The 16,019-nt window shown below is 58.8% G+C and carries 14 protein-coding genes; 9 read left to right on the forward strand and 5 right to left on the reverse strand.

Annotated elements, in window-relative coordinates; all coding sequences use genetic code 11:
- Nucleotides 1–7 precede the first annotated feature (7 nt).
- The 3 genes from ABH944_RS33465 to ABH944_RS33475 all read right to left on the reverse strand — a co-directional run bounded on the left by ABH944_RS33465 (nucleotide 8) and on the right by ABH944_RS33475 (nucleotide 3,186).
- Nucleotides 8–736 (reverse strand): amino acid ABC transporter permease, encoded by a 729-nt coding sequence (locus tag ABH944_RS33465; protein ID WP_404611674.1) that lies wholly within the window; start codon nucleotides 734–736, stop codon nucleotides 8–10.
- Nucleotides 737–900: 164 nt separating this feature from the next.
- Nucleotides 901–1,809 (reverse strand): amino acid ABC transporter substrate-binding protein, encoded by a 909-nt coding sequence (locus tag ABH944_RS33470; RefSeq protein WP_404611676.1) that lies wholly within the window; start codon nucleotides 1,807–1,809, stop codon nucleotides 901–903.
- 54 nt (nucleotides 1,810–1,863) lie between these two features.
- The gene (locus ABH944_RS33475; protein WP_404611678.1) at nucleotides 1,864–3,186 is read right to left on the reverse strand and encodes an aspartate aminotransferase family protein; all 1,323 of its coding nucleotides are present in this window, start codon (nucleotides 3,184–3,186) and stop codon (nucleotides 1,864–1,866) included.
- 254 nt (nucleotides 3,187–3,440) lie between these two features.
- Here ABH944_RS33475 and ABH944_RS33480 point away from each other — a divergent pair, with 254 nt between their 5' ends.
- Together ABH944_RS33480 and ABH944_RS33485 are read left to right on the forward strand one after the other, a co-directional pair.
- Complete coding sequence (locus ABH944_RS33480; protein ID WP_404611680.1) at nucleotides 3,441–4,367, forward strand: LysR substrate-binding domain-containing protein; 927 nt, start codon at nucleotides 3,441–3,443, stop codon at nucleotides 4,365–4,367.
- 555 nt (nucleotides 4,368–4,922) lie between these two features.
- Entirely contained in the window at nucleotides 4,923–5,852 is a 930-nt protein-coding gene (locus ABH944_RS33485) for a glycosyl transferase family 90 (protein ID WP_404611682.1), read from the forward strand.
- Between the two features lie 105 nt (nucleotides 5,853–5,957).
- Here the strand turns inward: ABH944_RS33485 and ABH944_RS33490 are convergent, their stop codons facing one another.
- Nucleotides 5,958–7,025: a GlxA family transcriptional regulator gene (locus ABH944_RS33490; protein WP_404611684.1), complete on the reverse strand. Its 1,068-nt coding sequence runs from the start codon at nucleotides 7,023–7,025 to the stop codon at nucleotides 5,958–5,960.
- Nucleotides 7,026–7,288: 263 nt separating this feature from the next.
- Between ABH944_RS33490 and ABH944_RS33495 the strand changes: the two genes are divergently transcribed.
- The 6 genes from ABH944_RS33495 to ABH944_RS33520 all read left to right on the forward strand — a co-directional run bounded on the left by ABH944_RS33495 (nucleotide 7,289) and on the right by ABH944_RS33520 (nucleotide 14,282).
- Nucleotides 7,289–8,380, forward strand: a complete 1,092-nt coding sequence (locus tag ABH944_RS33495) for a branched-chain amino acid ABC transporter substrate-binding protein (protein ID WP_404611714.1) — start codon at nucleotides 7,289–7,291, stop codon at nucleotides 8,378–8,380.
- Nucleotides 8,381–8,385: 5 nt separating this feature from the next.
- The gene (locus ABH944_RS33500) at nucleotides 8,386–9,423 is read left to right on the forward strand and encodes an asparaginase (protein ID WP_404611686.1); all 1,038 of its coding nucleotides are present in this window, start codon (nucleotides 8,386–8,388) and stop codon (nucleotides 9,421–9,423) included.
- Between the two features lie 109 nt (nucleotides 9,424–9,532).
- On the forward strand, nucleotides 9,533–10,426 hold the full coding sequence (locus ABH944_RS33505) for a LysR substrate-binding domain-containing protein (RefSeq protein ID WP_404611688.1): 894 nt from the start codon (nucleotides 9,533–9,535) through the stop codon (nucleotides 10,424–10,426).
- Between the two features lie 184 nt (nucleotides 10,427–10,610).
- A complete protein-coding gene (locus ABH944_RS33510; protein ID WP_404611690.1) occupies nucleotides 10,611–11,540 on the forward strand; it encodes a hydroxymethylglutaryl-CoA lyase in 930 nt (309 codons plus the stop codon).
- Nucleotides 11,537–12,745 (forward strand): CaiB/BaiF CoA transferase family protein, encoded by a 1,209-nt coding sequence (locus ABH944_RS33515; protein ID WP_404611692.1) that lies wholly within the window; start codon nucleotides 11,537–11,539, stop codon nucleotides 12,743–12,745. The genes ABH944_RS33510 and ABH944_RS33515 overlap by 4 nt, the downstream gene beginning before the upstream one ends.
- Nucleotides 12,746–12,809: 64 nt before the next feature.
- Nucleotides 12,810–14,282, forward strand: a complete 1,473-nt coding sequence (locus ABH944_RS33520) for an MFS transporter (RefSeq protein WP_404611694.1) — start codon at nucleotides 12,810–12,812, stop codon at nucleotides 14,280–14,282.
- Between the two features lie 19 nt (nucleotides 14,283–14,301).
- Here ABH944_RS33520 and ABH944_RS33525 read toward each other — a convergent pair whose 3' ends face one another.
- Nucleotides 14,302–14,865, reverse strand: coding sequence for a MarR family winged helix-turn-helix transcriptional regulator (locus tag ABH944_RS33525; protein WP_404611696.1), 564 nt, complete (start codon nucleotides 14,863–14,865; stop codon nucleotides 14,302–14,304).
- Between ABH944_RS33525 and ABH944_RS33530 the strand changes: the two genes are divergently transcribed.
- Nucleotides 14,864–15,826: a quinone oxidoreductase family protein gene (locus ABH944_RS33530; protein WP_404611698.1), complete on the forward strand. Its 963-nt coding sequence runs from the start codon at nucleotides 14,864–14,866 to the stop codon at nucleotides 15,824–15,826. The two genes, ABH944_RS33525 and ABH944_RS33530, sit on opposite strands and share 2 nt — an antisense overlap.
- Nucleotides 15,827–16,019 lie beyond the last annotated feature (193 nt).

Below are 16,019 nucleotides of genomic sequence, written 5' to 3' on the forward strand. Positions count from 1 at the left end.
CGACCCTCTACTTTCTGAACATGGTGTTTTGGCTCGTTCCGGGGATCCGGAACATTCGTTCGACCTGAAATGCGACCCGGTGCAACACGAGTGCAATCAGCAAGTACAGAACCGTTGCACTCGCAAAGGCGTCGAACGTCGTGAACGTGAATTCGTTGATCTGTTCCGCCCGGGCCGTGATCTCAAGCAAACCGATAGTCAGTGCAACCGACGTATTTTTCAGGAGGCCCAGTGCTTCACTGGTTAGCGTCGGGATGGTTATGCGAAGGGCTTGCGGCAACAAGATCAGCAGGTAGGTCTGGAAAGCGGTCAGGCCGAGCGCATCCGCCGCTTTTCTCTGGCCATCGGAGAGCGAATTGATGCCGGCGCGGACCTGCTCTGCAATCCGCGATGCCGTGTACAAGCCAAGCCCGGCCACAGCAGGATAAAAACTGGCCCAGGGCGGCGCGACCTGCTTGATCGAGTTTCCCCATGCAGCAGGAATCACCTCGGGAAGGACGAAATACCAAAGGAACACTTGCACAAGCAACGGGACATTGCGGAACACCTGAACATAAAGCCGTGCCGCAATTCGCAATGGAAGATAGCGGACCGTTCGAGCCGCACCAACGGTTATCCCGATCGCGAACGCAAGTACGCCGGAAACAAACCACAGGAGCAACGTCCAGCATAAGCCGGACATCAGCCAGCTCAGGTAAGTACCGCCCTCTGCTGTCTGCTCAAAGAGAACTTGCATGGCTTTTCCGCTCACTGAAAAAGGAGGCAATGAAAGAGCACCGCATCGGCTATCGAGTAGATGACCGGCGATGTCGCTGTTTGATGGCCGCGATCTACCCGGCGCGCACCGGGTTTTAATCGGCCGCTGCCCGGGGAGGATGTTTAGACAGATCGTGTTGAGCGCTACTGCGCAAGAGAGTCGCTAGGCGCTGCCACTCGCGCTTTGAGCGCTTCGTTCATGGGTAGCGCAAGGTTCTGTCCGTGAGGCGGAATAGGCTGCGTAAACCACTTGGCGTAAGTCTTTGAAAATTCCCCGGACGCCATTTCGGCACTGAGCGCGCCGTCCACCACAGACTTGAATTCCGGATCGTTCTTCGGGATCATCAGCCCGTAGTAATAGACCTGCCCACTTGCGTTCGGGAGATATCGGAATGCTTTGGGGTCCGGTGATCCGGCGACAAGGCCTGCTTCCAGGATGTTGTCTTCAAACAATGCCGAAGCGCGCCCTGTGCGCAGCAATAAGAGAGATTCGGCTTGTTCCTTGGATTGAACGATCGTCATGTTGAGCTTGAGATCGCTATTGTTCTTCATCGCAAGACCCAGGTTGAGAGACCCTTGCGTCAGTACAACGGTCTTGCCTTGAAGTCCTTTTACATCGGTGATTCCCGACGACGCCGTGGTCAGCCAGGTCGGGCCGCCGGCGAAGGTGGCCACCGAAAATCCGACCTGCTGCTGGCGTTCCTCTGTATTGGTCGTGCTTCCGCATTCAATGTCGATCGTGCCGTTTTGCAGAAGCGGAATCCGGTTAGCGGCGCTGACCGCGAGATAGGCAACGTTCAGCTTCGGCAGCTTCAGGTCCGTCTTCAATCTTTCCGCGATTGCAGTGCACAGGTCCAGCGAGAAGCCCACTGGCCTTTGATCAACGCCCAGAAAGGAAAACGGAATCGATGATTCCCGATAGCCAAGCGTCAGCGTGTTGGACGAACGGATTTTGTCGAGCGTCGGACTGTCCGCGTGCGCTGCCGGAGCAGTAAGTCCAAAGCCGGTAATGGCCGCAATGAACAGCCAATGTCTCGCCGCGGTGCGCTTCATGGTTTCCCCACTGTTGAAAAAATCCGTTCGATATCCACGCCAAACGTCAGGCCGTCAGGCCGCTTTCGCTACCGCTGTTTCGTCGAGACTGTCGCGCAATGCTTTATCGAGGATGTCCACCGCTCGATCGATCTCGTCTATTGAAACCGTCAGCGGCGGCGCAATGCGCCACACGGAGCCGCGTTCCGGCCGGCGGCGAATGTTCATGCTCAGGCCGTTCTCGAAGCATTTCCGGGTCGTCATGGCACCCAGCTCATGCGCCGGATTGCGCGAAGCCCGGTCGGTCACCAGCTCGACGCCAAGCAGAAGGCCTGCTCCCCGAATGTCACCGATCACCTCGTAGCGCTGCTGCAATTCTTCGAAGCGGCCGCGCAGGTATCCCCCCATTTCATTAGCGCGCGCTATGAGGTTCTCCTCCTTGATCACCTTCAGGACCGCGAGTCCGACTTCCGCCGTCAGCGGGTCGGAAACGTGACTCGTATAAAACGTGAAGTGTTTCTGGTGGAGCACCTCTTCGATCTTCGCAGTAGTCGATACCGCTGCTAGCGGCAACCCGCCACCCAGCGTTTTTGACATGGTCATGATGTCGGGAACGACACCGAAGAATTCGGATCCGGTACGGGTTCCGATACGACCGAACGCCGTTTGCGCTTCATCGAAAATCAGCAGCATGCCGCGGTCGTCCGCCGCCTTTCTCAGCGCCTGCATGAACGACTTCGGCGGCACCAGCACGCCCCCCGCGCTGATAACGGGCTCGACAATGATCGCCGCGCCGCGCCCGCTCGACTGCATGTCGAACATCTTCAACGCGAGGTTCAGGTTTGCGAGCGCAGCTTCTTCCGGGGTCGCCGCCTGAATGTACGGGCGATATGAATTCGGCTCGGGAATCAGGAAAACACCGGGTGCGGGAACGCCGTAACCCTTGCGGTCGCTCGCGAAGGACACGGTGCTGGCGCCGCCGGTGATGCCGTGCCATGAACCTCCCAGCGCGAGGACTTCATAGCCGTCGGTATACATCTTGGCCATGCGCAGCGCGACCTCGGTCGCTTCCGAACCGGTATTGATGAAGATCGTCTTCTTGAGATCGCCCGGCAACCAGTCGCGTGCAAGCGTCTGCCCGAGCTCGGCCACGACCTCGGGGATCATGCCGCTGAACATGTGGAACGCCTTCTCGCCAGCCCGGTGAACGGCTTCCACAATCGCAGGATGGTTGTGCCCGATCGTGGCGCACATCTGCCCTGATGTGAAGTCCAGGTACTCGCGCCCGTTGCTATCTTTTACGATAGTGCCCTTCGCAGACGTGAACAGATTCGGGAAGGTGTCGCCGCCGTATCTGACCAAAAAGTCCCGGGATGCTTGCAGAAGTCCTTCTTTCATCGTTCACTCCATTGGCTCGTTATCCAACCAGTGCTGATCCTTGATCGCCGCGCTGGCCACATAACCTGGGTTGCATGACATCCATCGAACGACTGCCACCGCGCCATGCTCGTCGACGTGCAATATTTGGCATACGATTTGCTTTGGCTGACCGCCGTCAGAAAAGATCATAGGTAGGCGAAAATCCCGGCGCCAACGCATATAACTCAGCACCCCGTCAAATGAGCTCAAGTAGAAACACGACGAAATCCCGCATGCCGCCGCTCAAGGCGCTCCTCGCGTTCGAGGCAGCAGCACGGCGGGGAAGCTTCGCGCTTGGCGCGGAAGAACTTGCGGTCACACCGTCGGCGGTCAGTCACCACATCCAGCAACTCGAGGATTTTTTGGGCGTGCCGTTGTTTCAACGGCATCCGGGGCGAGCGGCACTGACGGCAGCGGGGCGCACCTACGCCCGCGAGCTTGAACGCGCATTCGGAGTAATCGCTGAAGCCACCAGCCTGGTCGCGCCGCAGTCGCAACGCGGTCATCTGGTGGTTGCATCGGGTCCGAGTTTCGCCGCCAAATGGCTGCAACCCAGGCTACCGGAATTCCTGCGCGCCAATCCGGATATCCGGATCCGGCTGTCCACGCTTTCAGATCACGATGACCTCGAGACAACGCGGTTTGACATTGCGATCGCTTATGGGCACCCCAATACGTCGAATACATCGAATACGTCGAAACTTGATGTTGAGCCCTTGTTGCTGGAGCGATTGCGTCCCTTGTGCAGTCCTGCGCTGGCCGCCACGCTCGCACTGCGCACACCGGAGGACCTTTTGCGCGCGACCCTGATCCATTCATCCAACGGGCTGACGTGGTCGGAGTATTTGCGGCGTGTTTGCGACGCGGAAGTCAGACCCGACAACGAGCTCTGGCTCGACCGCTCGGTCATGGCGATCGAAGCCGCGGTCGATGGTCTGGGTGTCGTGCTTGAAAGCGAGGTTCTGGCGGCGGAAGAACTGAGCGACGGACGGCTTATCGCGCCTTTCGACGACGCCCGGTTCAGCGTTGAAGTGACGTCTTATTACTTGGTGCGATCGAGAGGGTATAAAACCAGTTCACAAGCAGCAGCGACATTTGAAACATGGTTGCGGTCTGCTTTTAATGCGGCAAACCTGATGTCGAGTTTGGGTGGGATATAAGTGACAAGTCGGGCAGTGGCGCAACGGCTACCCATTGCCGAGCCGCTTGCCCGGTAACTGGAAATAATCAGCAAAGCTTAGTATGTACGTGTGTTGGTCATCATTCTGCCAAACCGCTGCCGGAGAACGCGGACCCTGTCATTCCGATGAACCCCTCGGGGTCCGCAAACGCTTGCCCCTCCCACAACACAATACCCCGCACCACACCAGCGGCCATCAGTAGCCGCAGGGGATTGAGTACCCTTTCAATTGTAAAAAACGGTTGACTATTTCTTCGAAAAAGTGGTAGCAGGTACACTAGCGATACTTGGGAGTTTCGCATTACGCAGCAGCAGTTCCGTCCGTTCAATTTATTACTGTGCGGCATCCCGCGCTGGCACATTATTTTTGCGAAGTTTTCGCAAAGTAACGACAGCGCAACAACCGCGGCAGAGCATGTCGGTGTGATCCAAAGGTGATGCAGCTTTCGAAGAATCACGGCTCACCTGCCCCGTGAATGTTTTCAACCAATTTTCGTTAAATTTAGTGCTTCAATTGGATGAACGAGTCAGATTTATGCATGCCAGAAAAATTAAATTTTACGCAAAAAATGTTATTTTCGATCTCTTCCCGTCTTTGATTTTTGAAAAGAGATATGATCGGCTGTTCAGGAACCTGGACGAGCAGCAATGGAACTACATTCGTACGCGCGCTAATTATTATAATAAGCTTGAGCAGCGGTTTGTCCTGAACGAAACGGCGAGCCGCAGCGGCGCTCTGCCCCTGCGAGGCAACCCCAGCGCCTACTACTATGATTTCAAAGAAATATCCCGCTACTTTGATCGTTCCCTGAAATTTAACTATGTTTTTACCGACATAAAGGAAACGGTAGATGAACCGACCCTGCTTAAAACCAGACCGCTCACCGAAGCCAATAATAATTCCGTCATATTGAAGCTGGATAAAATAAGGCATTTCAATTTCGTCGAAGACACAAGGCCATTTCAAAGCAAACTCGATATGGCTGTGTTCCGGGGTGCGTGTTACCAGGAACATCGGAAAGAATTCGTCGCCAGATACTTCTCCTCACCAATCGCTGACATAGGCGACACTGATGATTTGAAAAAAGGGCAGCATGGACACCGGCCCTACATGAGCATTCTGGATCAATTGAAGTACAAATTCATTATCAGTCTGGAAGGCAATGACGTTGCTACCAACTTGAAATGGATCATGCTTTCAAATTCGGTTTGCTTCATGCGCAAACCGCGCGTGGAGAGCTGGTTCATGGAAGGATCATTAATACCGGATCACCATTACGTACTCTTGGACGACGATTTTTCCGATCTGGAAGATAAAATAAAATATTACACAAAGCATACAGACAAGGCGATGGCAATCATTCGAAATGCCAATCAGTACGCCATGCAGTTTCTCGACACGAGACGGGAAAAGCTTATCTCGTTGCTGGTTCTCAAAAAGTACTTCGATCTTTCCGGTCAATGAGGAGTTGGCCACCTCACAGAGGTTGTGCTCCGGCGTGCCTCTTGTCGTCGTGCTGACTGCCTGCGCCACGACCCGGCACCTGGCGTACCTTACGTGCGCCACGTCTCAGGATAAACGCTCTTCAAGTGACGTCCTGAGTCTGCCGGGCGTCACACCGTAGACCTCCTTGAAGCCACGAATAAAATGTGCAGAGTCGGCAAATCCGCATTCATACGCGATTACCGTAATGCGCTTTTCCGTATTAAGCAGTAGCCAACGCGCATATCGAAGTCGCATCGTCCGATAAAACTCTTTCGGCGATACACCCATTTCGCTCAGGAAGTTGCGTTCGAGTTGCCTGACGCTCGTACCCGTCATCTTCGCGATCACCGTGACGTTGAGCGGCGCCTCCAGGTTTTCTTCCATCAGCACGATAGCGTGCCGTACCAGCAAGTCACCGACTGCCAGATAGCCCAGTGCCTTGCGGCGCTCCACGAACGACGTGCCGCCCTGGCGGCTGACGGTCATTTGATGGATCACCTTGGCGGCTCGGTCGGAGCCGCAATGCAAGCTGATCAAACGTGTTGCCAGTTCAAGGACGGACACGCCACCGGCGCATGTAATGCGGTTGCCGTCGATCAGGTAGTCCGAATTGGCGACGACTCGCAAGGCCGGGAACATGGTCTTGTAGTCCTCCAGGTGGAACGCGTGCACGCATGCAACACGGTCGCTCATCAAATCGGCTTTGGCCAGCACAAAGCTTCCTGTGCACATGCCGATCAGCGGCACGCCTTCGGCGTCGGCCTCGCGCAAATAGTCCCAGTAGCGCCGGTCAACCTGTTCCAACTTAGGCAGGAGACCGCCGATCACAACGAGATAATCAAATTGCCGGGGCGATCCCTGTACCGCGTGCACCGGCACAGCCACACCGCAACTCGCCTCCACGGTTTCATCGGCCATGCCGAGGAGCACCCATGTGCAACGCAGCGGACGGCTCTGGTCGCCGAGATCGGCCGCATGGCGCAATGCATCACAGAAGCCCGCCAAGGAAAGCAGTGGGAACGTGGGCCAGAGCAGGAATCCGATATTGAGCTCGGCTCCCGGACGCGACGCGTTGCCGTCCCGCTTGACGCTGGCGCGGTCGAGTTGATCCACGAGTTCCCGGCCAAGGGACGGTGTTGTTTCGCGTGCCATGACGTTCCCGCTAGGCGTTGGTGAAACCGAGTATACAGGCCAAAAAATGCTCCTGGCCGCCATGTCGTGTTTCTTCTATTTTTTTGCGAGTCGGTGCAATGCCGGCCATTTTGTCGTCTCTAAAGTCGCTCCTGTCACCTGCCCTCGATCGATCACCGACGAGCGTCCGGGATCGATCATCCAGCAAGCTGCATAACCAGGAGAGTCTCATGACAGCTAGATTTCACGGCGCGTTATGCGCCAATATCGGAGTGGGTCTGATCATGCTCGGCCCGGCCGGTGCGTTCGCAGACGAAGTTGTCAAAATTGGACATGCTGCGCCGTTGACGGGCGCTAATGCCGAGTGGGGAAAGGACACCGAAAACGGCGCCCGGCTCGCGGTGGAGGAAATCAACGCGAAGGGGCTGGTGATCGGGGGCCGGAAGGTGACGCTCGAGCTGGATGCACAGGACGACGCGTCGGACCCGCGTCAGGGCACGCAGGTGGCGCAGAAGCTGGTCGATGACAAAGTGGCCGCGGTGGTGGGTCACATGAATTCAGGGACCACGATCCCGGCGTCAAAGATCTACAGCGACGCGGGTATTGTCGAGATCTCCCCTTCGGCGACCAATCCGGTTTATACGCAACAAGGCTTCAAGACGGCCTACCGGGTCGTGGCAACCGATGCGCAGCAGGGTCCGGCACTGGCCGACTATGCGAAAAAAACGCTCGGGGCAAAGTCCGTGGCGATCGTGGATGACGCAACCGCATACGGCCAGGGTCTCGCCAACGAGTTCGAGAAACAGGCGAAGGCGGACGGGTTGACCGTGCTCTCACACGATGCAACCAACGACAAGGCAGTCGACTTCCGTTCGATTCTCACCAAGATCAAAGGCGAGCATCCGGACATCATCATGTACGGGGGGATGGACGCCACGGGCGGTCCGTTCGCGAAGCAGGCGCAACAGCTCGCCATTGCTGCGCGGGTGCTGGGCGGTGACGGCCTGTGCGCCGATTCGCTTGCGAAACTGGCGGGTGGGGCGGCGGACAACGTCGTGTGCTCCATCGCGGGCATGCCGCTTGAGAAAATGCCCGACGGTCCCGCTTTCGAGCAACGCTACGAGGCACGCTTTCATCAGCACGTGCAGCTCAACGCACCGTTCGCCTACGACGCGGTGTACATCGTCGTGGATGCAATGAAGCGCGCCCATTCGACCCGCGCCGCGGACATCCTCGCCGCCATGCCGAGCGCCAACTTCGTCGGTGTGCTGGGCCGCACGCAGTTCGACGCGCATGGAGACCTGAAGCAGGGTGCGATCTCCCTTTACGACTACAAAAGCGGCAAGCAGACATTGCTCACCGTCGTGAAGATGTAGTGCTCATGGGCATCCTTGTTCCCGGCGCGGGCGTGATCGGCCTGACCGCCCGGCCTAAAGCAGGGGTCGTCCTGATTGGTACGGGCGGCACGATTGCGGGCCGCGGTGCGTCGCCGGTCAACACGTCGGCTTATGACTGCTCCGTGCTGTCCATCGACGACATCCTTGCTGACCTGCCCGCCGCGGCATCGATTGCGGATATCAGCGCCGAGCAGCTATTTCAGTCCGGCTCGGAGAATTTCGGCAGTGCGCAACTGCTGCAGTTGGGCAAGCGCATTTCATCGCTGCTGAAGCGCGATGACGTGGACGGTGTCGTGGTCACGCACGGCACCGACACGATCGATGAAACCGCTTATTTCCTGCATCTGACGCTCAAGAGCGCGAAGCCCGTAGTGGTGGTCGGTGCAATGCGGCCACCGTCCGCACTGAGTTCGGACGGACCGCTTAACCTGTACAACGCGATCGTCGTGGCGGCGAGTCCGCTAGCCCACGGCAAAGGCACGCTGGTCGTTGCAAACGACGAGATCCACACGGCGCGCGATGTCGTCAAGACGAGCACGTTCAAGCAGGAGGCATTCAGGTCTCCCTACGGTCCCCTGGGATATATCGTCGAGGGCAAGCCGGTCTTCTACCGGCTACCGGCGCGTCCTCACACGGTGGAAAGCGAATGGTCCATCGACGAGATCGACGTCTTGCCGGAGATCGGCATCGTCTATGCGCATGGCGGCATGAATGACTCGATGGTGCGTGCCATGCTCGACTCAGGGGTGAAGGCACTGATCTATGCCGCGACCGGCAACGGCAACGTGGCGACCTCGGTAGTGGCCTCCCTGGTCGACGCGAGAGCGCGTGGCATTCATGTAGTCCGAGGTTCGCGGACGGGAGGGGGCATGGTTATCCGCAATGCCGCCCAGCCCGACGACCACTACGACTGGCTGGTCACGGACGATCAGGTTCCGCACAAGGCACGCATCCTGATGATGCTGGCGCTCACCGGTGAGCACAACGCACGCACACTCCAGAACGCCTTTTTGACTTATTGACCCGGTCTGTGTGCGCGAGGCTCGGGGCGCCAACAGACGGGTGACGTCCCTGCGGTCAATACGCTCAAGCTGGTGCAAACTACGGTCGTTTACTCCCGGGTGCTCAACCATGTGGCAAATCGACCAGATCAGTCTTCGGCTTTTCATCGCGGTATGCGAAGAAGGAACGATCGCGCGCGCCGCCGGGCGCGAGTTCATCGCGCCTTCGGCTGTCAGCAAGCGGTTGGCGGACCTGGAAACGTTGGTCGATACGGCATTGCTGTCGCGTAGCCAGCGCGGCGTCAGGCCGACTGCCGCAGGCGAGGCGCTGCTCAAGCACGCCCGTCTCATCATGCGTGACCATGAGCGCTTGCAGGCGGAGCTCAGTGAATACGCCGCCGGCGGCCGCGGACATGTGCGCGTTCTGGCGAACGTGTCGTCGATGGTCGAGTTTCTTCCTGAAGCGCTCTCCCGGTTCCTGGAAGCGAACCCGGGTGTGCGCGTGGACGTGGAGGAGCGTACGAGCGCCGACATCGTGCGCGGACTCGAAGAAGGCGCCGCCGATATCGGCATCTGCCGCGATTTTGTCTCCACCCGTGAACTCGACGTGACCACGTACCGCTCAGACCATCTTGCGCTCGTGGTCCCGAAGGACCATCCGCTGGCAGGAGAGCCGTCCGTCGGCTTCGTGCAGACGCTTGGCCTGCACCACCTCGGGCTATCGTCGAATGCGTCTGTGAACGCGCTGATGCAGCGCATTGCCGCGGAAAAGGGGCGAGAGCTGACTTACCGCGCGTACGTGTCGACTTTCGATGCGGCGTATCGATTCATCCAGGCAGGACTCGCAGTAGCAATCCTCCCTCACGAAGCGGTGAACCCGCTGGTCCGGGAACAGTACGGGCTGGCAGTGGTTCCGCTAACGGAAGCGTGGGCCGAACGGCGCTTTGTCATTTGCGTGCGTGATCGTGCGGCCCTGACGTTGCCGGCGTCGCGACTGATCGAGCACCTGATGGCCAGGCGCTGAAGCACCGCGCCACTACTCCCCACAAGCCCTTAAGGGTTTTCCCTTTTCGGGCATCTCGCCCCGTCGCATAAGCTTCATCAGCCATCGCGGGGCAAGATGGACTGCATCGCCAAACGAGTCTTTCCATTACGGACCCGGCGCGTCACGCTCCAATTCAATTTCGTCATGTTGAGTTGAGAAAACGATGAACCACCCCACCGAACGCGTGATCGTCACCGAGGTCGGCATGCGCGACGGCCTTCAGAGCATCTCGCGGACCATGTCGACAGACGACAAGAAGCGCTGGATCGACGCCGCCTTCGAAGCCGGCATTCGTCACATGGAGGTCGCGTCATTCGTGCCGGCGAAACTGCTGCCGCAAATGGCGGATGCCGAAGCAGTCATTGCCCATGCGCTGACCCATGACGGACTCGTGGTGACCGCCCTCGTTCCCAACGTAAAGGGAGCGCAGCGTGCGATCGACTCCGGCGTCCACCGGATCGTCGCGCCGATATCCGTGAGCGCAGCCCACAGTCTCGCGAACGTGCGCAAAACGCCCACAGAGATGATCAGCGCGTTTGCAGAGATATGCTCGCTCGCCAAAGGCCACGCCGAAACTATCGCGGGTCTATCCACCGTATTTGGCTGTACGCTGCAAGGCAACGTGCCTCATGACGACATCGGCAACATCACACGTCAAGCGCTCGAAGCCGGCGCCGACGTGATCGCGCTCGGCGATACGACGGGCCAGGCCACGCCGCGTCAGGCAGGCGAGATCATCGACCTGGTGCGTGACATTGCGTGCGCCAAGCTTCGCTCGGTGCACTTCCATGACACTCGCGGTCTTGGCCTCGCCAATACGCTGATCGCCCTTCAGCACGGCATCCGGGAGATGGATTCGTCGCTGGCCGGACTCGGCGGCTGTCCGCATGCACCGGGCGCTACCGGCAACGTCAACACCGAAGACCTTGTCTTTATGCTGCAAAGCATGGGCTACGAGACCGGCATCAATATAGAAAAACTGATCGCCTCGCGCAGCGTGCTCGAACAAGCGCTGCCCGGCGAGCCACTGTATGGATACCTCGCACGCGCCGGTGTTCCCTCTCAACTCCATGCATCAAAGGCCGCTCGATGAACCCCTCCACGTCTTCCGGACAAAGCACCGCCCTGCCCCTGGCAGGTATCCGCGTGATCGAGTTGTCGCACATGGTGATGGGGCCGACCTGCGGCATGATCCTGGGGGATCTCGGCGCTGAAGTCATCAAGGTCGAGCCGCCGCGCGGCGACGGCACACGGCGCCTGCTGGGCACCGGGGCAGGCTTTTTCCGTACCTTCAACCGCAACAAGAAGAGCATCGCGCTCGACCTCGATACCGAAGCGGGTCTCAGCGCGCTTCACAAGCTGATCGATACGGCCGATGTCTTTATCGAAAACTTCAAGCCCGGCCGCATGGCAGCGCTCGGGCTCGACTACGAGAGTTTGAAAGCGCGCGATCCCGGGTTGATCTACGTGTCGCACAAGGGCTTTCTCAACGGTCCCTACGAACATCGCCTCGCACTTGATGAAGTCGTGCAGATGATGGCGGGCCTCGCCTATATGACGGGACCGGTCGGCCGGCCGCTGCGGGCGGGAAGTTCCGTGAACGACATCATGGGCGGCATGTTCGGCGCGATTGGCGTGCTTGCGGCGCTCTTCGAGCGCAAGTCGAGCGGTATCGGCAAGGAAGTGCAAAGCGCACTGTTCGAGAATTGCGTGCTGCTGTCAGCCCAGCATATGCAGCAGTTCGCTGTGACCGGCGTCGCCGCCGCCCCGATGCCCGAGCGTATCAGCGCGTGGGCCGTGTACGACGTCTTCACGCTTCGCGGAGGCGAACAGATGTTCATTGCTGCGACGGGGGACACGCAGTGGCGTGCCCTGTGCGCCATTCTCGACCGGCCTGATCTGCTCGCGGACCCGCGGCTCGCGACCAACAATGATCGTGTGCTGGTGCGCCCGTGGCTCCTGCAAACGCTGGGCGAAACGCTGAGCCAGTTCGAAGGCTCTGCGCTGACACCGCGGTTCGAAAGCAGTCATATCCCGTTCGCTTCAATCACCAAGCCCGAAGACCTTTTCGAAGACAGGCATTTGATCGAAAGCGGCGGCCTTGCAACGTTGACGCTCGACGACGGAACCGAGACGGCAATGCCGCTGCTGCCCATCTCCATGAACGGCGAGCGCCTGCAGCCGCGTCAACCGATTGCGAAAGTCGGGGAGCATACGGCCGAGGTATTACGCGAGCTTGGCTACGGCGAAACACAGGTCGCCGAATTCACTGCAGCCGTACATCCCAAAGCCGCCTGAGAGCGCATAAAAGCCCCGAACATCATTCAACCCGGCGCAAGACCGGAACTCATGGAGACAGGCGATGGAATCGTCGAATCATGCTGTTTTTTCTGCAGCCGTTGCCCATCCCGGCGGCATGCCGGATGCGTCCGCCCAGGCCGAAGCCGCCGCGAACGACGTTGCGCTGGGCGCGGCGCGGATCTCGGCGCGGCTAGACCGGTTGCCTGCAACGAAAACGATCTGGCAGCTCGTGATGCTGTTGAGTCTCGGCCTGTTCTTTGAACTCTACGACCTGATGTTTTCCGGTTATATCGCACCGGGACTGGTCAGGAGCGGCATCCTGACTTCGACCACGCATGGCCTGTTCGGCACGAGCGGCGTAGCGAGCTTCATTGCAGCGCTGTTCGCCGGTCTTTTTATCGGAACGGCAGCGTGCGGTTTTCTCGCCGATAAATTCGGCCGTCGCGCGATCTTCACTTACTCGCTGCTCTGGTACACCGTGGCGAACATCATCATGGCGTTTCAGGACACCGCCTTCGGATTGAACCTGTGGCGCTTCATAGCAGGCGTCGGAATCGGCGTGGAAATAGTCACCATCGGGACGTATATCTCGGAGCTCGTTCCGAAACACATTCGAGGTCGTGCGTCGGCATGCTCGCAGGCTATCGGCTTCTGTGCGGTTCCTGTGGTTGCATTCCTTTCTTACCTGCTGGTTCCGCGTCAGGTGTTCGGTATGGATGGCTGGCGGTGTGTGGTCTTCACGGGTGTGGTTGGCGCGCTGGTCGTATGGTGGATACGGAGGCGGCTTCCGGAGAGTCCGCGCTGGCTTGCGCAACAGGGCCGTATTGATGAAGCCGACACCGTCATGGCACGCATTGAAGCGCGCGTCGAGAAAGAATATGGAAGAGCGCTGCCCACGCCCGCGCTACCTGAGCCGGTAAGAGCCCGGGCGTCGTTCCGAAATTTGCTGGTGGCACCTTACCGAAAACGCGTAGCCATGCTAATCATCTTCCACGTCTTCCAGACAATGGGCTATTACGGATTCGCCAACTGGATTCCCACCCTGCTGATCAAGCAGGGCATCACGGTCACCAGCAGCCTCATGTATGCATCGATCATCGCGGTTGCAGCCCCCCTCGGGCCGCTGCTCGGAATGCTGATCGCCGACAGATTCGAGCGCAAGACAGTGATCATCGTGATGGCCGCGATCAACGTGGCGTGTGGCCTGATGTTCAGCCAGGCGCGCGAAACAATCATGCTGGTCAGCCTCGGCGTATGTCTGGTCCTTGCGGGCAACATCATCTCGTTCAGTTACCACGCGTACCAGGCCGAATTGTTCCCTACCAGTATTCGGGCGCGGGCCGTAGGCTTCGTGTATTCATGGAGCCGGATCTCCGCGATGTTCTCCGCTTTTGTGATTGCGTGGTGCCTGAAGGAGTTTGGGGTGAACGGGGTGTTCGTCTTCATCTCGGGAGCCATGATCGTGGTCATTTGCGCCATTGCAATACTCGGACCGAAGACCCGGAATATTGCGCTGGAGAATATATCCACGTGAGCACTTCACGACGCGCTACTTACAAAGTCTTGACCCACCCAAGCGCATCATCCGCAAACTTTCGAAGCAGGCGGGATAGCTCACCCACCTCTTTTGCATCCCAGCCGGCCAGCAATTCTTCAATGATCTTCTGACGCGCCGCGTCCAGCGCATCTGTCATGACTCGCCCCTGATCGGTTATGACGGCCGCCCGAACGCGTCCGTCGTACGGGCTTGGACAACGCGCGACAAGTCCCAGGCTCTCCAGTTTGGCGATCTGCCTGCTGACCGTGGTGTAGTCGCGCCCCGCCAGTTCGGCGAGTTCGACAATCCCAAGCGGCCCCAGTCGCTCCACTCTGGCAAGCAGCGGAAAAAGTGCGCGATCAAGATCGACACCAGTCGCTTCGATAAGCGCAGCATCAGGTTGCGGTCGGTTAAGCACGCCGGTAAGGTCCAATAGTGCTTCCCGCAGTTCGCGTATTTCCTTCCCCATCACGGTTCGATTCCTTGTCAATGGCTTTATATGTGTATAATACACATACATTCGATGATTCAATCCTGGGTGATGCGCCCGCCCGGGTACCTGGCAAAGGAGAGCAGACATGAAAGCAGCACTCGTGAAAGAAGCCGGCGCGACGCCGGTTTATGCCGACTTCACCGATCCGGCCGCAAGCGAAGGCGTGGTCCGTGTCGCGGTTGTAGCATCCGCGCTAAGCCATGTCACCCGGAGCCGGGCATCGGGCAAGCACTATAGCTCGTCCGCCAGGCTCCCTCTCGTGCCCGGCGTCGATGGCACGGGTGTTCTCGAGGACGGCACACGCGTCTATTTCGCACTGCCCGAAGCGCCCTTCGGCGGCATGGCCGAGTACTGCATCGTCAGGAAGACGCAATGCATTCCGTTGCCGGCGGCGCTGGATGATGTGACCGCGGCTGCAATCGCAATTCCGGGAATGTCGTCATGGGCGGCCTTGACGGAACGCGCAAAGCTGGTAAAGGGAGAGACCGTACTGATCAATGGAGCGACCGGCGTGTCGGGCCGGCTCGCGGTGCAAGTTGCGAGATACCTGGGTGCAGGCAAGGTGATTGCAACCGGGCGAAACGCTGACACACTGCAGTCTCTGAGAGCGCTCGGCGCTGACGTGACGATCAGTCTCGCACAGGACACCGCTACGCTGGAGAGTGAGTTCCAGCAGCAGTTCAAGGAGGGGGTTGGCGTGGTGCTCGACTATCTTTGGGGGCAAAGCGCAGAGCTGTTGCTGGTAGCTGCCGCCAAGGCATCGCCGGAGACGGTGCCACTCCGGTTTGTCGAGATTGGCGCCATGAGCGCAGGAACCATCACGCTGCCTGGCGCAGTACTTCGATCATCGGCTATTGAACTGATGGGCAGCGGTTTTGGCAGCATTCCAAAACCGCGCATCCTGGGTTCGATCGAACAGTTGTTGAACGCCACGGTCCCCGGCGGCTTCAAGATCGCGACGAACCCGGTTCCCTTGTCCCAGGTCGAGGATCATTGGGCGAATGAAAACCAGGAACGCACCGTGTTTACAACAGAGTTTCAAGCGTAGCGACCGGGCGGATGGACTTCGTCCGCGTTGTCCATTCGCGTCTCGGCATGCACGGCGCCAGATCGATCCGTGATCTTGCCCGGCGTCGTTATCGTAAGCTAGACACAATGTATTGGACCTGCTGTACCTCAAGCGACGCGGGTTAAGCTTGAGGCTCCGAAGAACCGAAGGCTCAGAGCCGCAATTGAGGAGA

Source organism: Caballeronia udeis, from assembly GCF_044909315.1.
In the GTDB taxonomy this organism is placed as follows: domain Bacteria; phylum Pseudomonadota; class Gammaproteobacteria; order Burkholderiales; family Burkholderiaceae; genus Caballeronia; species Caballeronia udeis_A.

What these genes read in the sequence shown, in the direction of transcription:
- ABH944_RS33530 (WP_404611698.1), top strand. Translation starts at nt 14,864, where the DNA reads ATGAAAGCAGCACTCGTGAAAGAAGCCGGCGCGACGCCGGTTTATGCC.
- ABH944_RS33480 (WP_404611680.1), top strand. Translation starts at nt 3,441, where the DNA reads ATGCCGCCGCTCAAGGCGCTCCTCGCGTTCGAGGCAGCAGCACGGCGG.
- ABH944_RS33505 (WP_404611688.1), top strand. Translation starts at nt 9,533, where the DNA reads ATGTGGCAAATCGACCAGATCAGTCTTCGGCTTTTCATCGCGGTATGC.
- ABH944_RS33490 (WP_404611684.1), bottom strand. Translation starts at nt 7,025, where the DNA reads ATGGCACGCGAAACAACACCGTCCCTTGGCCGGGAACTCGTGGATCAA.
- ABH944_RS33500 (WP_404611686.1), top strand. Translation starts at nt 8,386, where the DNA reads ATGGGCATCCTTGTTCCCGGCGCGGGCGTGATCGGCCTGACCGCCCGG.
- ABH944_RS33465 (WP_404611674.1), bottom strand. Translation starts at nt 736, where the DNA reads ATGCAAGTTCTCTTTGAGCAGACAGCAGAGGGCGGTACTTACCTGAGC.
- ABH944_RS33475 (WP_404611678.1), bottom strand. Translation starts at nt 3,186, where the DNA reads ATGAAAGAAGGACTTCTGCAAGCATCCCGGGACTTTTTGGTCAGATAC.
- ABH944_RS33470 (WP_404611676.1), bottom strand. Translation starts at nt 1,809, where the DNA reads ATGAAGCGCACCGCGGCGAGACATTGGCTGTTCATTGCGGCCATTACC.
- ABH944_RS33520 (WP_404611694.1), top strand. Translation starts at nt 12,810, where the DNA reads ATGGAATCGTCGAATCATGCTGTTTTTTCTGCAGCCGTTGCCCATCCC.
- ABH944_RS33495 (WP_404611714.1), top strand. Translation starts at nt 7,289, where the DNA reads ATGCTCGGCCCGGCCGGTGCGTTCGCAGACGAAGTTGTCAAAATTGGA.
- ABH944_RS33515 (WP_404611692.1), top strand. Translation starts at nt 11,537, where the DNA reads ATGAACCCCTCCACGTCTTCCGGACAAAGCACCGCCCTGCCCCTGGCA.
- ABH944_RS33510 (WP_404611690.1), top strand. Translation starts at nt 10,611, where the DNA reads ATGAACCACCCCACCGAACGCGTGATCGTCACCGAGGTCGGCATGCGC.
- ABH944_RS33525 (WP_404611696.1), bottom strand. Translation starts at nt 14,865, where the DNA reads ATGTCTGCTCTCCTTTGCCAGGTACCCGGGCGGGCGCATCACCCAGGA.
- ABH944_RS33485 (WP_404611682.1), top strand. Translation starts at nt 4,923, where the DNA reads ATGCATGCCAGAAAAATTAAATTTTACGCAAAAAATGTTATTTTCGAT.